Annotated in this window: 18 protein-coding genes; all 18 read right to left on the minus strand. The window is 70.0% G+C overall.

Annotation, left to right across the window (positions count from 1 at the left end; genetic code table 11):
• Nucleotide 1 precedes the first annotated feature (1 nt).
• The 18 genes from nuoH to paaA all read right to left on the minus strand — a co-directional run bounded on the left by nuoH (nt 2) and on the right by paaA (nt 18,885).
• Nucleotides 2-1,348, minus strand: a complete 1,347-nt coding sequence (nuoH, locus tag O7624_RS14050; RefSeq protein WP_282240331.1) for an NADH-quinone oxidoreductase subunit NuoH — start codon at nt 1,346-1,348, stop codon at nt 2-4.
• Nucleotides 1,345-3,840 carry an NADH-quinone oxidoreductase subunit G gene (locus O7624_RS14055; protein ID WP_282240332.1) on the minus strand — a complete coding sequence of 832 codons (2,496 nt, stop codon included), beginning with the start codon at nt 3,838-3,840 and terminating at the stop codon, nt 1,345-1,347. Before O7624_RS14055 ends, nuoH begins: the two co-directional genes overlap by 4 nt.
• Complete coding sequence (gene nuoF / locus O7624_RS14060) at nt 3,840-5,156, minus strand: NADH-quinone oxidoreductase subunit NuoF (RefSeq protein WP_282240333.1); 1,317 nt, start codon at nt 5,154-5,156, stop codon at nt 3,840-3,842. The genes O7624_RS14055 and nuoF overlap by 1 nt, the downstream gene beginning before the upstream one ends.
• Nucleotides 5,153-6,193: an NADH-quinone oxidoreductase subunit NuoE gene (gene nuoE, locus O7624_RS14065; RefSeq protein ID WP_282240334.1), complete on the minus strand. Its 1,041-nt coding sequence runs from the start codon at nt 6,191-6,193 to the stop codon at nt 5,153-5,155. Before nuoE ends, nuoF begins: the two co-directional genes overlap by 4 nt.
• Nucleotides 6,190-7,515 (minus strand): NADH-quinone oxidoreductase subunit D, encoded by a 1,326-nt coding sequence (locus O7624_RS14070; protein WP_093404024.1) that lies wholly within the window; start codon nt 7,513-7,515, stop codon nt 6,190-6,192. Before O7624_RS14070 ends, nuoE begins: the two co-directional genes overlap by 4 nt.
• Nucleotides 7,512-8,243, minus strand: a complete 732-nt coding sequence (locus O7624_RS14075) for an NADH-quinone oxidoreductase subunit C (protein WP_093404022.1) — start codon at nt 8,241-8,243, stop codon at nt 7,512-7,514. The genes O7624_RS14070 and O7624_RS14075 overlap by 4 nt, the downstream gene beginning before the upstream one ends.
• Nucleotides 8,240-8,917 (minus strand): NADH-quinone oxidoreductase subunit B, encoded by a 678-nt coding sequence (locus tag O7624_RS14080; protein ID WP_093404021.1) that lies wholly within the window; start codon nt 8,915-8,917, stop codon nt 8,240-8,242. The genes O7624_RS14075 and O7624_RS14080 overlap by 4 nt, the downstream gene beginning before the upstream one ends.
• 13 nt (nt 8,918-8,930) lie before the next feature.
• Nucleotides 8,931-9,296, minus strand: a complete 366-nt coding sequence (locus O7624_RS14085; protein ID WP_093404019.1) for an NADH-quinone oxidoreductase subunit A — start codon at nt 9,294-9,296, stop codon at nt 8,931-8,933.
• Nucleotides 9,297-9,404: 108 nt separating this feature from the next.
• Nucleotides 9,405-10,679, minus strand: a complete 1,275-nt coding sequence (locus O7624_RS14090; protein ID WP_282240335.1) for a geranylgeranyl reductase family protein — start codon at nt 10,677-10,679, stop codon at nt 9,405-9,407.
• Nucleotides 10,680-10,848: 169 nt separating this feature from the next.
• Nucleotides 10,849-11,058 (minus strand): hypothetical protein, encoded by a 210-nt coding sequence (locus tag O7624_RS14095; protein WP_093404016.1) that lies wholly within the window; start codon nt 11,056-11,058, stop codon nt 10,849-10,851.
• 93 nt (nt 11,059-11,151) lie between these two features.
• The gene (locus O7624_RS14100; RefSeq protein WP_093404015.1) at nt 11,152-11,862 is read right to left on the minus strand and encodes a demethylmenaquinone methyltransferase; all 711 of its coding nucleotides are present in this window, start codon (nt 11,860-11,862) and stop codon (nt 11,152-11,154) included.
• A 136-nt stretch (nt 11,863-11,998) separates the two neighbouring features.
• A complete protein-coding gene (locus tag O7624_RS14105; protein ID WP_282240336.1) occupies nt 11,999-13,180 on the minus strand; it encodes a cell wall anchor protein in 1,182 nt (393 codons plus the stop codon).
• A gap of 472 nt (nt 13,181-13,652) precedes the next feature.
• Nucleotides 13,653-14,843: a cyclic dehypoxanthinyl futalosine synthase gene (mqnC, locus tag O7624_RS14110; protein ID WP_282240337.1), complete on the minus strand. Its 1,191-nt coding sequence runs from the start codon at nt 14,841-14,843 to the stop codon at nt 13,653-13,655.
• A gap of 369 nt (nt 14,844-15,212) precedes the next feature.
• Nucleotides 15,213-16,340, minus strand: coding sequence for a 1,2-phenylacetyl-CoA epoxidase subunit PaaE (paaE, locus tag O7624_RS14115; RefSeq protein WP_282240338.1), 1,128 nt, complete (start codon nt 16,338-16,340; stop codon nt 15,213-15,215).
• Nucleotides 16,337-16,813 (minus strand): 1,2-phenylacetyl-CoA epoxidase subunit PaaD, encoded by a 477-nt coding sequence (gene paaD / locus O7624_RS14120; protein WP_093404007.1) that lies wholly within the window; start codon nt 16,811-16,813, stop codon nt 16,337-16,339. The genes paaE and paaD overlap by 4 nt, the downstream gene beginning before the upstream one ends.
• Nucleotides 16,814-16,817: 4 nt before the next feature.
• Nucleotides 16,818-17,543: a 1,2-phenylacetyl-CoA epoxidase subunit PaaC gene (gene paaC, locus O7624_RS14125; protein WP_282240339.1), complete on the minus strand. Its 726-nt coding sequence runs from the start codon at nt 17,541-17,543 to the stop codon at nt 16,818-16,820.
• Nucleotides 17,540-17,827: a 1,2-phenylacetyl-CoA epoxidase subunit PaaB gene (paaB, locus tag O7624_RS14130; RefSeq protein ID WP_093404003.1), complete on the minus strand. Its 288-nt coding sequence runs from the start codon at nt 17,825-17,827 to the stop codon at nt 17,540-17,542. Before paaB ends, paaC begins: the two co-directional genes overlap by 4 nt.
• On the minus strand, nt 17,824-18,885 hold the full coding sequence (gene paaA, locus O7624_RS14135) for a 1,2-phenylacetyl-CoA epoxidase subunit PaaA (RefSeq protein WP_093404001.1): 1,062 nt from the start codon (nt 18,883-18,885) through the stop codon (nt 17,824-17,826). Before paaA ends, paaB begins: the two co-directional genes overlap by 4 nt.
• Between the last annotated feature and the right edge of the window lie 21 nt (nt 18,886-18,906).

The following is an 18,906-nucleotide window of genomic DNA, read 5'->3' on the forward strand; positions in this document are numbered from 1 at the left end:
GTCACACCTCCTCAGAGTCCTGGCCGGCGGGGGCGTTGGCCGGCTCCCGCTCGGCGACCATGCGCCGGGTACGCGGGCTCGGTGGTACCTGCAGATCCAGCGGGGGCAGCGGGAAGCTGCCCGGGGGCCGGTTGTCGACCTGCTCGGCGAGGGTCGGCTTCGGTGCCGCCTTGCGGCTCGGCCAGAACAGCGCGGCGAGCAGCACGATGCCGGCCGGGATGCCGATGGCGTACATCCGGCTCTGGGTGTCCCAGTCGTCGATGGTGCGCAGGCCGGCGAGGATCACGATCCAGACCAGGCTGATCGGGATGAGCACCTTCCAGCCGAAGCGCATCAGCTGGTCGTACCGCAGCCGGGGCAGCGTGCCGCGCAGCCAGACGAAGACGAAGACCAGCAGGATGACCTTGCCGAAGAACCAGAGCATCGGCCACCAACCGGAGTTGGCCCCGGACCATATGGTGATCGGCCACGGTGCGTGCCAGCCGCCCAGGAAGAGCGTCACGGTGAAGGCCGACATGGTCACCATCGCGACGTACTCGCTGAGCATGATCAGCGCGAACTTGAGCGAGCTGTACTCGGTCATGAAGCCGGCCACCAGCTCCGACTCCGCCTCCGGCAGGTCGAACGGCGGCCGGTTGGTCTCACCGACGATGGAGATGAAGAAGACGATGAAGCTCGGGAAGAGCAGCAGCGCGTACCAGCCCGGCGTCTGGATGTCGGCGCCGAACAGGGTCAGCTCGGTCGTGCTGCCCTGGGCGGCCACGATCTCGCTCGTGGACATCGTGCCGGCGAGCATGAACACCGCCACGATGGACAGCCCCAGCGCCACCTCGTACGAGATCAGCTGGGCGGCGGACCGCAGGCCGCCGAGCAGCGGGTAGGTCGAGCCGGACGCCCAGCCGGCGAGCACGATGCCGTAGACCGCCATCGAGGAGAGAGCGAGCACCACGAGCACCGCCACCGGCACGTCGGTGACCTGCAACGGCGTCTGGTGGCCGAAGATGCTCACCATCGGGCCGAACGGGATCACCGACAGCGCGGTGACCGCGCAGATCACCGAGATGGCCGGGGCGAAGAAGTAGATGACCTTGTCCGCCGACTTCGGGAGGATGTCCTCCTTGAAGGCCATCTTCAGGCCGTCGGCGAGGGTCTGCAGCAGACCGAACGGACCGAGCTGGTTGGGGCCGGGGCGGACGGCCATCCGCCCCACCACCCGCCGCTCGAACCAGACGCCGAGCAGGGTGCCGAGCAGAGCCACCACGAAGGCGAAGACGATCTTGCCGAGGACCAGCCACCACGGGTCGTGGCCGAAGTCGCTCAGCGACGGCGCCTGGGCGATGACGTTCATGCGACACCCCCGGAGGAGTTGAGGAGCGGGCCCGGACGGTCGGCCGCGTCGGCGGCGACCGGCTCCGTCACGCCGGGCGCGGAGATCCGCACCATCGCGCCGGAGGTCGCGCCGAGGCTGCGCCGCACCGTCGAGCCGGGCGAGTTGGTGGGTAGCCAGACCACACCGTCCGGCATCTCGGTGATCGCCGCCGGCAGGGTCACCGCACCCCGGTCGGTACCCACCGTCACCGGGTCACCGTCGGCCACACCGAGCGCCTCCGCGCTGCCCTTGCCCAGCCGGATCACCGGCGGGCGGGCGGTGCCACCCAGGTGCTCGTCGCCGTCGGTGAGGCTGCCCAGGTCGATCAGCTGATGCCAGGTCGCCAGCACCGCCTCACCGGCGCCCGGCTGCGGCACCGAGCCCGGCTGCATCGTGGGCGCGGCCGGGCGCTCAGCACGGGTCACCGGCAGGCTGCCCAGCTCACGCCGGACGGTCAGCACGTCCCCGGTGCCCAGCCGTACGTCCAGCTGGGCGGCGAGCGCGTCGAGCACCCGACCGTCGGTCATCGCGGCGGTGTCCAGCACCGCGTCGAACGGACGCAGCCGGCCCTCCCAGTCCAGGAAGCTGCCGGCCTTCTCGACCACCGGTGCGACCGGCAGGACCACGTTCGCCCGACGGGTGACCGCGCTGGCCCGCAGCTCCAGGCTGACCAGGAACGGCACCGCGTCCAGGGCCTGCTCGGCCAGGCGCGGATCGGCCAGGTCGGCCGGATCCACCCCGGCCACCACCAGCGCGCTGACCTGGCCTCCGGCGGCGGCAGCGAGGATGCCGTCGGTGTCCCGGCCGGCCTGACTCGGGATCACCCCGGCGGGGATGTCCCACGCCTCGCCCAGCTCGGCACGCGCGCCCGGCTCGGTGACCAGGCGACCGCCGGGCAGCAGGTTGGGCAGGCAACCGGTGTCGACGGCACCGCGGTCACCCGCGCGTCGCGGCACCCAGGCCAGCTTCGCCCCGGTGCGCGCGGCCACCTCGGCGGCGGCGGAGAGTCCACCCGGAACGGTGGCCAGCCGCTCGCCGACGATCAGGATCGCCCCTTCGGCGCTGAGCGCCTCGGCGACGGTGGCGTGCTCGGCGAGCACCCCGGCCTCCTCGCCCGGCACCACCCGGGCCAGCTTGGCGCCGAGCTTCTCCAGGCCACGGGTCGCGAACGGGGCGATCGCGTACACCTTCAGCTTGTTCTTCAGGTACGCCTTGCGCAGCCGCAGGAAGAGGATCGGGCACTCCTCCTCCGGCTCCAAGCCGACCAGCACCACCGCCGGTGCGTTCTCGACGTCGGCGTAGGTGACCTCGGTGCTGCCGGCGACCGTGCTGGCCAGGAAGTCGGCCTCCTCGCGGGAGACCGGGCGGGCCCGGAAGTCGATGTCGTTGGTGTGCAACGCGACCCGGGCGAACTTGGCGTACGCGTACGCGTCCTCGACGGTCAGCCGACCACCGGTGAGCACCGCGGCGCCCTGGCCGGTGTCCCGGGCGGCCCGCAGCCCTTCGGCGGCCACGCTGAGCGCCTCACTCCAGGACGCCTCCCGCAGCTCGCCGGTGTGCTCGTCGCGCACCAGCGGGGTGGTGAGCCGGTCGGCGGCGCGGGCGTACTGGAAGCCCCAGCGCCCCTTGTCGCAGTTCCACTCCTCGTTGACCTGCGGGTCGTCCCCGGCCAGTCGGCGCTGCACCTTGCCCCGCCGCCAGTCGGTGCGCTGGGCACAGCCGGCTGAGCAGTGCTCGCACACGCTCGGGCTGGAGACCAGGTCGAACGGGCGGGCGCGGAAGCGGTACTGGGTGCCGGTGAGCGCGCCGACCGGGCAGATCTGCACGGTGTTGCCGGAGAAGTACGAGTTGAACGGGACGTCGCCGTCCTCGCCCTCGGTCCCGTAGTCCTCGTCCCGGTAGATGTTGATTTCCTCGGCGGAGGAGCGGTTCATCAGGTCGATGAACTTGTCGCCCGCGATCTCCTCGGAGAACCGGGTGCACCGCTGGCAGAGCACGCACCGCTCGCGGTCGAGCAGGACCTGGGTGCTGATCGGCAGCGGCTTCGGGTACTCCCGCTTGTGCTCGTGGAACCGGGAGTCGGTGCGACCTGTCGACATCGCCTGGTTCTGCAGCGGGCACTCGCCGCCCTTGTCACACATCGGGCAGTCGAGCGGGTGATTCACCAGCAGCAGCTCCATGATCCCCTCCTGCGCCTTCTTGGCGACCGGAGAGGTGAGCTGGGTGCGGACCACCATGCCGTCGGCGACCGTCTGGGTGCAGGAGGCGACGGGCTTGCGCTGCCCCTCCACCTCCACCAGGCACTGCCGGCAGGCGCCGGCCGGAGCCAGCAGCGGGTGGTCGCAGAACCGGGGGATCTCGGTGCCCATCTGCTCGGCGACCCGGATCAGCAGCGCTCCCTTGGGGGCGGTGACCTCGACGCCGTCGATGGTGAGGGTGACCGTCTCGGTCGGCTTGGCAACGTCCGTCATTAGTGGGCTCCCACCAACTGCTTGTCGGACAACTTCGGCGCGGTACGTCCCTCGATGTAGTCGAGGTAGTCCTGCTTGAAGTACTTCAGCGACGAGGTCACCGGGCTGGTGGCACCGTCACCCAGACCGCAGAACGAGCGGCCGAGGATGTTGTCACAGGTGTCGAGCAGGGTGTCCAGGTCGTCCTGGGTGCCCTGACCGGCGAGGATGCGCCGGTAGACCCGGACCATCCAGTAGTTGCCCTCCCGGCACGGGGTGCACTTTCCGCACGACTCGTGGTGGTAGAACTCCAGCCACCGGTAGGTCGCGTAGACCGGGCAGTCCTGGTCGGAGAAGATCTGCGTGGCGGTGGTGCCGAGGATCGACCCGGCGGCGGCCACCCCCTCGAAGTCCAGCGGCACGTCCAGGTGCTCGGCGGTGAGCAGCGGCGTCGACGACCCGCCCGGCGTCCAGAACTTCAGGTTGTGGCCCGGCTGCATCCCGCCGGCCAGCTCGATCAGCTCCCGCAGCGTGATGCCGAGGCCGCACTCGTACTGGCCGGGGTTGGCGATCCGGCCGGAGAGCGAGTAGATCATCGGGCCGGCCGACTTCTCGGTGCCCATCGACTTCCACCAGTCCGCGCCGCCGAGCACGATGTGCGGCACGCTGGCGATGGTGCCCACGTTGTTGACCACGGTGGGGCTGGCGTACAACCCGTGGGTGGCCGGGAACGGCGGACGCAACCGGGGCTGACCACGGAAGCCCTCCAGGGAGTCCAGCAGCGCCGTCTCCTCCCCGCAGATGTACGCGCCGGCACCCGAGTGGACCACCAGGTCCAGGTCGAAGCCGGAGCCGAGGATGTCGCGACCCAGGTAACCCTTGGCGTACGCCTCGTTCACCGCGTTGCGCAGCCGGCGGGCGGCGTGCACCGCCTCGCCCCGGATGTAGATGTAGGCGCGGTTGGCCCGGATCGCGTACGAGGCGATGATGACCCCCTCGACCAGCGAGTGCGGGTCGTGCGTCATCAACGGCAGGTCCTTGCAGGTGCCGGGCTCACCCTCGTCGGCGTTGACCACGAGGTAGTGCGGCTTACCGTCGCCCTGCGGGATGAAGCCCCACTTGAGACCGGTGGGGAAGCCGGCGCCGCCGCGACCGCGCAGCCCGGAATCCTTCACCAACTGGATCAGGTCGTCCGGGTGCGCCTTGATCGCCTTACGCAGCGCCGCGTAGCCGTCCAGCTTCTCGTAGGTGTCGAGCCGCCAGGCGTCCGGGGACAGCCAGCGCTTGGTGAGCACGGGCGTCAACTTGGCCAGGGTCTCCGGCGCAGGCGTGGTCACTTCTGAGCCCCCTTGTCGTGCGCGGAGTCCTGGCTGTCGCCGGTGGACTCCGCTTCCCTGAGGTTGCGCTCCTGCGCCCCGGTGTCGTCACCGGCCGGCTTGCCGTCGCCCGCCGGCTTGTTGGCCGCCGCACCGGCGGCCTCCGCAGCCCGGGCGTCGCCCGCCGCAGGCGGCTGCCCGTCGACGGGGACCTTGGTGCCGGGCGCGTCCGGCACCGCGGTCTTGGCGTCCGGCTGCCGGGTCTCGGCGGTACGCACCTGCGGCGACTTGCGGTCCGGCGCCGGTACGTCGGGCGCGGTGCTGCCGGTCGGGGCGGCCTTCGCCGGGGTGGCCGGGGCGGGCTTGTCGCCCGCCTTGCCGCTGCGGATCGGGGTGTTCGGGTCGAAGCCCGGTGCCGAGATGCCGTGCTGCTGGGCCAGGCGCAGACCGCGCAGGGTCGGCTCGCCCGGCACCCCGTCGGCGACGGCGCCCTCCCGCTCGTCGGCGAAGCCGGCGAGCTGGACCGCCATCTCCTTCAACGTGCACAGCCGGGCACCCCGGCTCGGCGTGGGCCGCCCACCGGCGCGCAGCTCGTCGACCACCCCGACCGCGGTCTGCGGGTCGACGCCGTCGAAGAAGTCATAGTTGACGGTCATCACCGGGCCGTAGTCGCAGGCGGCGAGGCACTCGGCGTGCTCCAGGGTGATCTTGCCGTCGGCGGTGGTCTCGTCGTGCCCGACGCCCAGGTGCTCGGTGAGCGTGTCGTAGACCTCCTGGCCACCGAGCACGTTGCACATGGTGTTGGTGCAGACGCTGACCAGCCAGTCACCGGTGGGCCGGCGCTTGTACATCGTGTAGAAGCTGGCCACCGCGCCGACCTGGGCCTTGTTCAGGCCGAGCACCTCGGCGCAGAACGCCACGCCGGCCGGGGAGACGTAACCCTCCTCGGCCTGCACGAGGTGCAGCAGCGGCAGCAGGGCCGAGCGGGACCGGTCCGCCGGGTAGCGGGCGATGATCTCCCGAGCCCTGGTCCGCGTCTCGTCAGTGAAGACAGTCACCGGTCACAACCTCCCATGACGGGGTCCAGCGAGGCACCGCCGGCGATCACGTCGGCGATAAGGCCGCCTTCGGCCATCGCCGGCAGCGCCTGGAGGTTGACGAAGCTCGGCTCCCGGTAGTGCACCCGGTACGGCCGGGTCCCGCCGTCGGAGACCGCGTGCACGCCCAACTCGCCGCGCGGCGACTCGACGCCGACGTACACCTGACCCGGAGGCACCCGGAAGCCCTCCGTCACCAGCTTGAAGTGGTGGATGAGGGACTCCATCGACTGGCCCATGATCTTCGCGACGTGCTCCAGCGAGTTGCCCATGCCGTCGACGCCGATGGCCAGCTGCGCCGGCCAGGCGATCTTCTTGTCGGCCACCATCACCGGCCCCGGCTTGAGCCGGTCGAGCGCCTGCTCCACCAGCTTGAGCGACTCGCGGATCTCCGCGTTCCGAACCAGGTAGCGGCCCCACACGTCGCCGTCGGAGTGGGTCGGCACGTCGAACTCGTACGTCTCGTAGCCGCAGTACGGCATCGTCTTGCGCAGGTCCCAGGCCAGCCCGGCCGAGCGCAGCACCGGCCCGGTGACGCCGAGCGCCACACAGCCGGTCACGTCCAGCACCGCGACGTTCTGCGTCCGCTCCAGCCAGATCGGCTGCCCGGAGAGCAGGTCCTCGTACTCCTTGAGCCGCTTCGGCATGAGCTTGAGGAAGTCGCGGATCTTGACGATCGCCTCGTCCGGCACGTCCTGGGCGACGCCGCCCGGCCGGACGTACGCGTGGTTCATCCGCAGACCAGTGATCAGCTCGAAGATCTCCAGGATGTACTCGCGCTCCCGGAAGCCGTAGAGCATCATGTTGATCGCGCCCAGCTCCATCGCCGTGGTGGCCAGCCAGACCAGGTGCGAGGAGATCCGGTTCAGCTCCATCATGAGCACCCGGATGGTGGTGGCCCGCTCGGTGATCTGCTCCTCGATGCCGAGCAGCTTCTCCACGGCCAGCGAGTACGCCGTCTCGTTGAACAGCGGGGAGAGGTAGTCCATCCGGGTCACGAAGGTCGAACCCTGCACCCAGTTGCGGTACTCCAGGTTCTTCTCGATGCCGGTGTGCAGGTAGCCGACGACCGAGCGGGCCTCCCGGACCGTCTCGCCCTCCAGCTCCAGGATCAACCGGAGCACACCGTGCGTGGACGGGTGCTGGGGGCCCATGTTGACGACGATCCGACCCTCGTTGATCGGGTCGACGCCGGAGACGACGTCGTCCCAGTCCCCGCCGGTGACCGTGAAGACGCGGCCCTCGGTCGTCTCGCGCTCGGTGGCGTAGTTCGACGTGGTCATTGGTAAGACCTCCGCTTGTCGGGCGGCGGGATCTCGGCACCCTTGTACTCCACGGGCACGCCGCCGAGGGGGTAGTCCTTGCGCTGCGGGTGACCCTCCCAGTCGTCCGGCATGAGAATGCGGGTCAGCGCCGGGTGGCCGTCGAAGACGACGCCGAACATGTCGTACGTCTCCCGCTCCTGCCAGTCGGCGGTCGGGTAGACGGCTGTGACGCTGGGCAGGTGGGGCTCCTCGACGCTGACGGCGGCCTCCAGCCGGACCCGCCGCCGGTAGGTCATCGAGGTGAGCTGGTAGACGACGTGCAGCCGGCGGGCATCGGCACCCAGGTAGTCCACGCCGGACACCGACGAGCACAGCTCGAAACGCAGCGCCGGATCGTCCCGCATCACCTGGCAGACCTCGGCGATCCGCTCCGGGCGGATGTGCAGGGTCAGCTCGCCCCGGTCGACCACGACCTTCTCGATCGCCTCGCCGAACGCCGGGTACGCCTCCTCCAGCGCGTCCCGGACCTCGTCGAAGTAGCCGCCGTACGGCCGCGGTGAGTCCTCGACCGTGTGGTGCTGCCGGACCAGTCCGCCGAACCCGGAGACGTCGCCGCTGCCCTGGTTGCCGAACATGCCCCGGCCGGCGGGTGCGGCCGGCGGGAACTCGGCGGGGGCGCCACTCGTCGCGCCGGCCGGCGGCACCGGAACCGGAACACCGCCGGTGGTGGGCTTGTCGTCAGTCACTTGATCCCCCCGTACGGGTGGAGGTGGTTCTGGGCCTTCATCCAGTTCTCGATCCGCAGCTGCTCCTCGCGGCCCTCGCGGACGGCCTTCGTCCACTCGGCCCGCCGGGCCTTGTCGCTGCGGTACGACGACGGCATCGAGCCGTACGGCACCACCGGCACGTCACCGCGCGCCTCGCGGGCCGCCAGCATCTTGCGGCCGTTCGGGCCGAGCGGCTCGTGGCCGATCTTCTCGCGCAGCTTGAGGATCGCGTCGATGAGCATCTCCGGCCGGGGCGGACAGCCCGGGAGGTACATGTCGACAGGTACGACGTGGTCGACGCCCTGCACGATGGCGTAGTTGTTGAACATGCCGCCGCTGCTGGCGCAGACGCCCATGGAGAGCACCCAGCGGGGCTCGGCCATCTGGTCGTAGATCTGGCGCAGCACCGGGGCCATCTTCTGACTGACCCGGCCGGCGACGATCATCAGGTCGGCCTGCCGGGGCGAGGCCCGGAAGACCTCCATGCCCCACCGGCCCATGTCGTAGTGCGGACCACCGGCGGCCATCATCTCGATCGCGCAGCAGGCCAGGCCGAACGTGGCGCCCCAGACCGACGACTTGCGCGACCAGTTGACCAGCTTCTCCACCGAGGTGAGCAGGACGCCAGCGGGAAGTTTCTCCTCGATACCCATAGCCGTTCCTCCCTCAGTCCCAGTCCAGGCCGCCGCGTCGCCACTCGTAGGCGTACGCGACGAAGACGGCACCGATGAACACCAACATGGCGACGAACCCGAAGACCGGCAGGATGTCGAAGGAGACAGCCCACGGGTACAGGAAGATCATCTCCACGTCGAAGACGATGAAGAGCATCGCCGTCAGGTAGAACTTGACCGGAAACCGGCTACCGCCGATCGGCTGCGGGCTAGGCTCGATGCCACACTCGTAGGCTTCGAGCTTGGCCTTGTTGTAGCGGTGGGGGCCGGCGAACCGGGCGGCGGCTATCGAGAACAGCGCGAAACCCGCAGCGAGGGCGAACAGCCCGATGATGGGTACGTAAGGCGAGAGCGACATGTTTTCTCCTGCTCGTCCTTCCCTGCCCTCGGTGGTTGGCGAAATTCACACTATTCACATCCCACCCCGCGCCCTTCGGCGGGGGTGGACCTTGCCTGCTCCGCGCCCCTACACGGCGGGCGCGACCCGGGTCATCGCATTGATCACCCGGTCCATTGCGTCACCGCCGCGCGGGTCGGTGAGGTTGGCCAGCAGCTTGAGCACGAAACGCATGAGCGTGGGGTGGGGCATGCCGTGCTTGGTCGCCACCCGCATGATCTCCGGACGGCCGATCAGCTTCACGAAGACCCCGCCCAGCCGGTAGTAGCCGCCGAACCGGGTCTTCAGCTCCTGCGGGTACGCCATCAGGGCCCGCTCCCGCTCGGCACCGGCCGGCCGGGCGAGCGCCTGGACCGCGACCTCCGCGGCCAGTTCACCGGACTCCATCGCGTACGCGATGCCCTCGCCGTTGAACGGGTTCACCATGCCGCCCGAGTCGCCGACGAGCATGACCCCCCGGGTGTAGTGCGGCACCCGGTTGAAACCCATCGGCAGCGCGGCACCGAGGATCGAACCCTCGGCGTTTGCCTCGTCGGTCATCCCCCACTCCGGCGGCGTGTTGGCCAGCCAGTCGGTGAGCAGCCGCCGGTAGTTCGTCTTGCCGAACGCCGAGGACGAGTTGAGGATGCCGAGCCCCACGTTGACCCGGCCGTCACCGAGGCCGAAGATCCAGCCGTACCCGGGCAGCAGTTCGTTGGTGCCCTTGGCCCGCAACTCCAGCCAGGACTCCAGGTAGTCGTCGTCGTGGCGGGCCTCGGACCGGTAGTAGCGCCGGACGGCGACACCGATCGGGCGGTCCTCCCGCTTGGCCAGCCCGAGGGCGAGCGGGAACCGGCCCGAGACACCGTCCGCAGCCACCACCAGCGGGGCGTGGAAGGTGACGGGTGCCTTGTCCGGCCCGTCCTCGCCCTGCACCCCGATCACCCGGCCGTCGCCGTCCAACACCGGGCCGATGACGTTCACGCTGGTACGCAGCTTGGCACCGGCCGACACCGCGCGCTGGGCGAGCAGGTCGTCGAAGTCGAGTCGGGTACGCACCAGGCCGTAGTTCGGGAAGCTGGCCAGATCCGGCCAGTCCAGTTCCAGCCGGACGCCGCCGCCGATCACTCGCAGGCCGCGGTTGTGCAGCCAGCCGGCCTCGGGGGAGGTGTCCACCCCCATCCGGATCAACTGCCGCACGGCACGCGGGGTCAGCCCGTCGCCGCAGACCTTCTCCCGGGGGAACTCGGTCTTCTCCAGCAGCAGCACGCGTACGCCGTGCCGAGCCAGGTGGTACGCGGTCGCCGAACCACCGGGACCGGCGCCCACGACGATCACGTCGGCGTCGTTCTCCACCGCGGTCATTAGCGCCTCCTCCCCGCCCTGCTCGTGAAATGCTTCACAAGCCAGCCGGGACGAGTCTATGACCGGCACCGTAAGCTCGCCTTGTTAGGTCGACCTAACCTGCTGGACGCGGGAAAGGGCCCCGGTCACCAGAGCGGGCTCCTGCCGGTCAGCTCGCGCTGCGCAGCACTCAGGGACGCGCCGATGCGGCGCCGTCCAGGCTGGCGCGGATGGTCTCCGGCAGTTGCTCACGCAAGGTGCCACCGGCGGCCCGGTCCAGGGCCGCGAGCACCTCGGTCACCACCTGGCGGACGTCGGCGGGATCCGCTCCGGCCAGGCCCCTGAGCTGCTCGACCAGCTCCGCGGCATCTCCTATGGCCACATTCTTCGGATCCGTCATGTCGGCCAGCCTAAGCCGCAAAGGCAACATAATCGCCTTATTTCCCTAAATGGCGGTATTACCCTGGCGCGACAGGCACAGGGTAAGTAGCGCTCACGTCCGGACCGCGCGGTGCAGGGCCACCACGCCGCCGGTCAGGTTGCGCCACGCCACCCGGCCCCAGCCCGCGGCGGCCACCCGCGCCGCCAGCGCCGGCTGGTCCGGCCAGGCCCGGATCGACTCGGCAAGATAGACGTACGCGTCAGGGTTGCTGGAGACCGTCCGGGCCACGGCCGGCAGGGAACGCATCAGGTACGACAGGTACACGGTGCGGAACGCGGGATTGACCGGGGTGCTGAACTCGCAGATCACCAGCCGGCCGCCCGGACGGGTCACCCGGGCCAGCTCAGCCAGCGCGGCGTCGGTGTCGTTGACGTTGCGCAGGGCGAAGGAGATGGTCACCGCGTCGAAGCTGGCGTCGGCGAAGGGCAACCGCAGCGCATCTCCGGCCAGCAACGGCACCTGCGGGCGGGTGCGCTTGCCGGCGTACAGCATGCCGAGGGACAGGTCCGCCCCGACCGCGTACGCCCCGGACTGGGCGAGTTCCTCGGTGGAGACACCGGTGCCCGCGCCCACGTCCAGCACCCGGTCGCCGGGTCGCAGGTCGAGCGCGGCACGGGTGGCCCGTCGCCAGAACCGGTCCTGACCGAACGACAGGACGGTGTTGGTCAGGTCGTAACGGGCCGCGACACCGTCGAACATCGCGGCGACCTCGTGCGGCTGCTTGTCCAGACTGGCGCGCTGGCCCTGCGGGGTACGGCTCACCCCTTCACTCTGCCAGCCCGGTGGACGGCGGCCCGCCCAGGGTCGAGCGACACAGTGAGGGCGGGATGGTCACCCATCCCGCCCTCACTGCCGTGCGTTATGTGAACGGCCCGCGCGGGCCGATAGAGGACGAACCTCAGGCGTTCGTCTTCTCGTCACCCGGGGTCACCAGGACCACCCGGCGACGGCGGGAAACCAGGAACATGGCCACACCGGCGGCCAGCACGGCCGCGCCGACGCCGCCGATCAGGCCAACCTGCACACCGGTGACCGGCAGGCCGGGGCCGTCACCGTCGCCACCACCGGTGCCGCCCTTGGCGGCCACGACAACCGCGAAGTCGTCGGTGTTGTCGCTCGGGTCGACGTCGTTGCCCGCGACGCCGGTGGCGTTCTCCGGCAGAGCCGAGGTGGCGGCGGTCCGGAGGGCGCTGGGGGCCTCCTGCGCGCCCAGCGATTCGATGGTGACCTTGCCACCGGTCAGGCTGCTCGGCTTCACACCGTCGGCGACCTTCACCAGGTTGTAGAAGCGAGCACCGGAGTAGAGGTCGTCACCGTCCTTGTCCTGCGCGGTCGGGATGAGGACAGCCTTGGTGTACTCGCAGGTCAGCGAGGTCATCGCGGCGTTGTAGGTGCAGTCCGGCTCCTTCTCGGCGAAGGTTGCGCCCTTGGGCAGCTGCACCTCGATGCGGAGACCCCTGGCAGCCTGGTCACCCTGGTTGAAGGCACCGTAGATCAGCTGACCGGTGTTGCCCGCGTACAGGTCGCCGACCTCGGTGATCGTGCCGCCCTCGACCTTGACGGCCTTGCGGACGTCGTCGGCGACGACGGTCAGGTCCGGCCCGGTGCCCTCGACCTTGACGTCCACGGTCACGGCGTTGTCGGACTCGTCCGGGTCCGGGCCGCCGTGCAGGATCACCGCGGTGATGGAGCCGGCCGAGCCGACCTCGGCGCCTTTGCGGGTCAGCGGGAAGAACCAGTCGACGTCCTCGCCGGCACGGATGGTGTCACCCTCGATGCCACAGAGGATCCAGCCGTCCTCGCGCGGGTTGCAGCCGCTCTCGTCGATGTCGACGAGGTCGGTCTTCAGCTTGCTGATGTCGAGGGCGACGAGCACGTTCTTGGCGTCGACCTTGCTCTTGTTGAGCAGCGAGACGCTGGCGTCCTTGCCCGGTGCGCCGACCGCGATGGTGGTGCCGGTCGCCTTGATGGCGAGATCCGCGGTGTCGTCCGCCAGAGCCGGCGCGGCGAAGCTGCCGGCCGCGAGGACACCGGCGGCACCGGCACCCAGGTACGCGGCAGCCCGGTTACGGAAAATCATCTGAGGTGTCTCCCCCGTGGGGTAAAGGAAACGTACGGGCGGGGACGTTAGCGGTCAGCGATCACCCGCGCCACCCTGCATCACACCCGCCACAAGCTGCTCAGCTAATGGCAACTTAAGGATTGTCCGGATTGATGGGCCTTGCTACCTGGTCACGCCTGGGTGCATGGCCGGAGCGGCCCGACGCTTCAAACCGGATGGATGATCCACCTGAGCCGTTCGGCTGACAACCAATCGAGCCACCACTGTGACGCAACGCCCGAACCACAGTGACCCATAGTGATCCCTCGCCCGCTGGGCACCCCACCCGACGACGCCGCCCGCCCGACGAGGGCCCGGGATGCCGCAACTCGCGCCATCCCCTCGACCGGAAGGGCCAACATGCCGCAAGTCGCGCGTCCCGTCGAGCGGAAGGGGCGGGCGGTGCAGGGTGCCGATCGGCGTCGGTTCGACTGGTCGGGTTGGGCGTCGGTCAGGTTGCCTGGACCAGGGGCAGCGAACGGCCGGCACCGCCACCGGGCAGGGCGATCGACGAGAAGTGCGAGACCACCCGGTCGTCGCTCGGGTCGTCGTCGGGCGTGTGGTGCACGGCCAGTCTGTTGTAGAGCGTGTCGCGCTGAGCGGGGATCCGGCCGGCGGAACGGATCATCCCGATCAGCTCGTGCAGGTTGGACCGGTGTCGGGCGCCCGCCGAGGAGATGACGTTCTCTTCCAGCATGATCGAGCCGAGGTCGTCCACACCCATGTGCAGCGCCAGCTGACCGACGTCCTTGCCGGTGGTCAGCCAGGACGCTTGCAGGTGCGGCACGGTTTCGAAGAACAGCCGGGCCACCGCCACCAGCCGCAGGTACTCCAGGGTCGTCGCCTGGGTGCGGCCCTTGAGGTGGTTGTTCTCCGGCTGGTACGTCCACGGGATGAAGGCCCGGAAGCCCTGCGTACGATCCTGCACCTCGCGGATCATCCGCAGGTGCTCGATCCGCTCGGCGGCCGTCTCGCCGGTCCCCATCATCATCGTGGCGGTCGACTCGACGCCCTGCCGGTGCGCGAGTTCCATGACCTCCAGCCAGCGCTCGCCCGACTCCTTGAGCGGCGCGATCGCCTTGCGGGGTCGCTGCGGCAGCATCTCGGCGCCCGCACCGGCGATCGAGTCGAGCCCGGCGGCCTTGATCCGGGCGATGGCCTCGTCGAGGCTCACCCCGGAGACCTTCGCCATGTGCAGGATCTCACTCGGCCCGATCGAGTGGATGGCCAGCTGCGGGTACGCCTTCTTCACCGAGGAGAACAGCTCCTCGTAGTACTCCACGCCGTAGTCCGGGTGGTGGCCGCCCTGGAGCATGACCTGGGTGGCGCCCAGCTCGACCGCCTCGCCGCAGCGACGCAGGATCTCCTCGGTCGGGTGGGTCCACCCTTCCTTGTGCTTCGGTGCCCGGTAGAAGGCACAGAACTTGCACGCCGTCACGCAGACGTTCGTGTAGTTGATGTTGCGGTCGATCAGGTACGTGACGATGTTGTCCGGGTACCGCCGCCGACGGACCGCGTCCGCCGCCTCGCCGAGGGCGTGGAAGGGGGCGTCGGTGTAAAGCAGCAGGGCCTCCTCGGGCGTGACCCGCCCGCCGTCGGCACCGCGCTGCAGGATGTCGTCGATCTCCCGATTCACCGTCACGTACCCGAGGGTACGCCGACCACCCGCTCAGCTCTCAGCGGCGCACTTGACCTGTGATCCATCCCCCTGCCCAACCAGGAATCATGTTCGCAAGATCCTCATAAGATATGTCGTGGTCCGTTGACAATTTGCACAGGCGTGGTGCTGGGCGAAGCGGGGACGATGGCGGACGGCCGTGCAACGCATGGTCGATGAGGCACACGAGGTGTGAGTACGCGAAACCCGGCCCACCCACCGTCCGGAAGGCTGCCGGGTCCACTTCCAAGAGCTACTGCTCCTGGCAGCCACCAAGATACCGCCCCGGGTCGGATCACAATCAGTCCGGGGTTCCCGGCGGAGCAGCTTGATGACGGCCGCCGAGTCGAAGCGTCACGCGTCGTAGTCGATGGTGAGGGTGTCGGTCAGCGGGCTGGACTGGCAGGTCAGCACATAACCGGCGGCCACCTCGTCGGGCTCCAGGGCGTAGTTGCGGGCCATCTCCACCTCACCGGAGACGACCTTGGCCCGGCAGGTCGAGCAGACCCCGCCCTTGCAGGCGTACGGCAGCTCGCCGCGGACCTTCAGCGCCGCGTCCAACACGCGTTCGTCGCGGCGCATGGTGAAGCTCGACGATCGTCCGTCGAGCATGATCGTCACGTCGGTACCGCCGGACGCGTCGTCCGTCCGGCGCACCGGCTCGGGCGGCGCGTCGACGTGGAACAGCTCGGTGTGCACCGCCGGCTCCGCGACACCCCGCGCGGTGAGCACCGCACGAGCGTCCACCACCAGTCCGTACGGGCCGCAGAGGAACCACTCCTCGATCGCCTCGCCGGGCACGATGGTCTCCAGCAGCCGACCCAGCCGCTCCGCGTCGATCCGCCCCGACAGCAGCGGCGAATCGCCCTGTTCGCGGGAGAGCACATGCACCAGGTGCAGCCGGGTCGGGTAGCGGTCCTTCAGGTCTGCCAGTTCCTCGGCGAACATCACGCTGCCGGCCGTGCGGTTGCCGTACACCAGCGTGAAGGTGCTGGCCGGTTCGACGGCCAGCGCGGTGGCGACCAGCGACAGCACCGGGGTGATGCCCGAGCCGGCGACCACCGCACCGTAGCGACGAGCCCGGTCCGGTGCGAAGGCGGTGGTGAAGTGCCCCAGCGGCGGCAGCACCTCGATGGTGTCGCCGTGCCGCAGCGCCCCGCAGGCGTAGCCGGAGAAGGCCCCGCCCGGGATCTCCCGCACGCCGATCCGCAACCGCCCGTGCCGCGCCAGGTCCGCCGGGGTGGAGCAGATCGAGTACGAGCGACGCACGTCCCCGCCGCCGTCACTCTCCGCCGTACCGGCTGCCGCCGGCAGGCGTACGGTCAGGTGCTGGCCGGCGCGGAAGGCGAAGGTCTCGCGCAGTTCCTCCGGAACCGCAAAAGTGATCGCGACGGCGTCGGCGGTGAGCCGGTCCACGGCGACGACGGGCAGCGGGTGGAACACCGGCCGGCGGCGGACCGGGCGGGTGATGGTGACAGTCACAGGGCCTTCACATGGTCGAAGGGTTCGGCGCAGGAGCGGCAACGCCACAGCGCCTTGCACGCGGTCGAGCCGAAGCGGCTGAGCTGCTCGGTCTCCGGCGACCCGCAGCGTGGGCAGCGCACCGCCAGGGTGAGCGGAACGACGCCGTCGCGCCGGACCGGGGCGGGCGGGGCGATGCCGGCAGCGGCCAGCTTGGCCCGTCCGGCGTCACTGATCCAGTCGGTGCTCCAGGCCGGGCTGTGCACCGTACGCACCTCGGCGTCCGGATGACCGGCGGCGACCAGTGCGCGCCGGATGTCGGCGCGGATGACGTCCATCGCCGGGCAGCCGGTGTAGGTGGGGGTGATCGTCACCACCACCCGGCCGGTGGCCGGGTCCTCCTGGACCGACCGGAGGATGCCGAGATCGTCGATGGTGACCACCCGGATCTCCGGATCCACCACCGCCGCCACGGCCTGCCGTGCTCTGCTCATCGCGTCACCAGCGTGCCCCGGGGTGGGCGCGATGCACCACCTGCATCTCCGCGAGCAGGTACGACAGGTGTTCGGTGTGCACCCCGTCGCGCCCGCCGGCCGGCGTCCAGCCGACCTCCGGGACGGTGAGCGTCGCCTCGGCTAGCACGGCGGTGACGGTGTCGTCGAACTCGGACCGCAGGGTCGCCGGGTCGACCGGCGCGTCCGGCCGTGCGGCGAACAACTCGTCGGCGTACGGCCAGACCTGGTCGATCCCGGCCTGCATCCGGCGGTGCGACTCCTCGGTCCCGTCGCCCAGCCGCCTCACCCACAGCGCGGCGTGGTCCAGGTGGTACGCGGACTCCTTGCGGGCCTTGCCGCCGATGGCGGCCAACCGCTCGTCCGGGCAGCCGGCCAGGGCGGTGTAGAGCGGCACCTGGTACGCCGACAGGACGAGTAGCTTCGCCATTGTCACCGCGAAGTCACCGTTCGGCAGCTCGACCAGCAGGCAGTTGCGGAACTCCCGGTCGTCGCGCAGGTACGCCAACGCGTCCTCGTCCCGGCCGGCGCCCTCCATCTCGCCCGCGTACGACAGCAGGAGCCGGGCGGCACCGAGCTGGTCCAGGGCGATGTTGGACAGCGCGATGTCCTCCTCCATCTCCGGCGCCCGGGTGCTCCACTCGGCCAGCCGCTGCGCCGCGATGAGCGCATCGTCACCGAGGGCGAGGGTGAAGGGGAAGAGCTCGCTCACAGGTGTGCCACCCCGTCGGGTACCTCGTAGAAGGTGGGGTGGCGGTAGACCTTGTCGGCGGCCGGGTCGAAGAAGGCGTCCTTCTCGTCCGGGCTGGAGGCGGTGATGGCGCTCGCCGGCACCACCCAGATCGACACGCCCTCCTGCCGTCGGGTGTAGAGGTCACGGGCGTTACGCAGGGCCAGTTCCGCGTCGGGCGCGTGCAGGCTGCCGACGTGGGTGTGCGCCAGCCCGCGCCGGGCCCGGACGAAGACCTCCCAGAGCGGGGTGTGTTGCCGGCTCACGCTGCCACCTTCTCCTTTTCCTTCACCGCACGCTTGGCGGCGTACGCGGCGGCCGCCTCACGCACCCAGGCGCCCTCGCTGTGCGCGCGGCGCCGGTGCTCCATCCGCTGCCGGTTGCACGGCCCGTTGCCCTTGATCACCCGCATCAGCTCGTCGTAGTCGGGCTGGGTGAAGTCGTACGCCTGGCGCTCGTCGTTCCAGCGCAGCTCCGGATCGGGAAGGCGCAACCCGAGCGCTTCGGCCTGGCCGACGCACATGTCCACGAAGCGCTGGCGCAGCTCGTCGTTGGAGAAACGCTTGATCTTCCAGGCCATCGACTGCGCGGAGTGGGTGGAATCGCCGTCGGGTGGGCCGAACATGGCCAGGGAGGGGTACCACCAGCGGTCCACCGAGTCCTGGGCCATCGCCTTCTGCGCCGCGGTGCCGTGCGCCAGGGTGTGCAGGATCTCGTAGCCCTGACGCTGATGGAAGGACTCTTCCTTGCAGACCCGGATCATGGCCCGGGCGTACGGGCCGTACGAACAGCGGCACAGCGGCACCTGGTTGACGATCGCGGCACCGTCCACCAACCAACCGATCGCGCCGACGTCGGCCCAGCTCAGCGTGGGGTAGTTGAAGATCGAGCTGTACTTCTGCCGGCCGTCGAGCAGCAGGTCGACCAGCTCGTCCCGGCTCACGCCGAGAGTCTCGGCGGCGGCGTAGAGGTAGAGACCGTGTCCGGCCTCATCCTGCACCTTGGCCAGCAGGATCGCCTTGCGCTTGAGGGAGGGAGCGCGACTGATCCAGTTGCCCTCCGGCTGCATGCCGATGATCTCCGAGTGGGCGTGCTGGGCGATCTGCCGGATCAACGTCCGCCGGTACGCCTCCGGCATCCAGTCACGGGGCTCGATCTTCTGGTCGGCGTCGACGACCTCGGCGAAGTAGGCGGCCAGGTCGCTGCCCGGCTCGGCGGCGGCACGGCCGCGTTCCGCGGCCGCACGCAACGCCGCCTCTGCGGCCTCGACCTCACCGAGCAGGCCGCCGGGCGCGTCCTCGCCCGGGAAGTCATTGCCATACATGTCCTCAGTGTTACAGCTGAG

Source organism: Verrucosispora sp. WMMD1129 (assembly GCF_029581255.1).
In the GTDB taxonomy this organism is placed as follows: domain Bacteria; phylum Actinomycetota; class Actinomycetes; order Mycobacteriales; family Micromonosporaceae; genus Micromonospora; species Micromonospora sediminimaris.

Coding starts and splice junctions, on each gene's coding strand:
- nuoH (WP_282240331.1), bottom strand. CDS start 1,348: ATGAACGTCATCGCCCAGGCGCCGTCGCTGAGCGACTTCGGCCACGAC.
- O7624_RS14055 (WP_282240332.1), bottom strand. CDS start 3,840: ATGACGGACGTTGCCAAGCCGACCGAGACGGTCACCCTCACCATCGAC.
- O7624_RS14070 (WP_093404024.1), bottom strand. CDS start 7,515: ATGACCACGTCGAACTACGCCACCGAGCGCGAGACGACCGAGGGCCGC.
- O7624_RS14080 (WP_093404021.1), bottom strand. CDS start 8,917: ATGGGTATCGAGGAGAAACTTCCCGCTGGCGTCCTGCTCACCTCGGTG.
- O7624_RS14085 (WP_093404019.1), bottom strand. CDS start 9,296: ATGTCGCTCTCGCCTTACGTACCCATCATCGGGCTGTTCGCCCTCGCT.
- O7624_RS14090 (WP_282240335.1), bottom strand. CDS start 10,679: ATGACCGCGGTGGAGAACGACGCCGACGTGATCGTCGTGGGCGCCGGT.
- O7624_RS14095 (WP_093404016.1), bottom strand. CDS start 11,058: ATGACGGATCCGAAGAATGTGGCCATAGGAGATGCCGCGGAGCTGGTC.
- O7624_RS14105 (WP_282240336.1), bottom strand. CDS start 13,180: ATGATTTTCCGTAACCGGGCTGCCGCGTACCTGGGTGCCGGTGCCGCC.
- paaD (WP_093404007.1), bottom strand. CDS start 16,813: ATGAGCAGAGCACGGCAGGCCGTGGCGGCGGTGGTGGATCCGGAGATC.
- paaA (WP_093404001.1), bottom strand. CDS start 18,885: ATGTATGGCAATGACTTCCCGGGCGAGGACGCGCCCGGCGGCCTGCTC.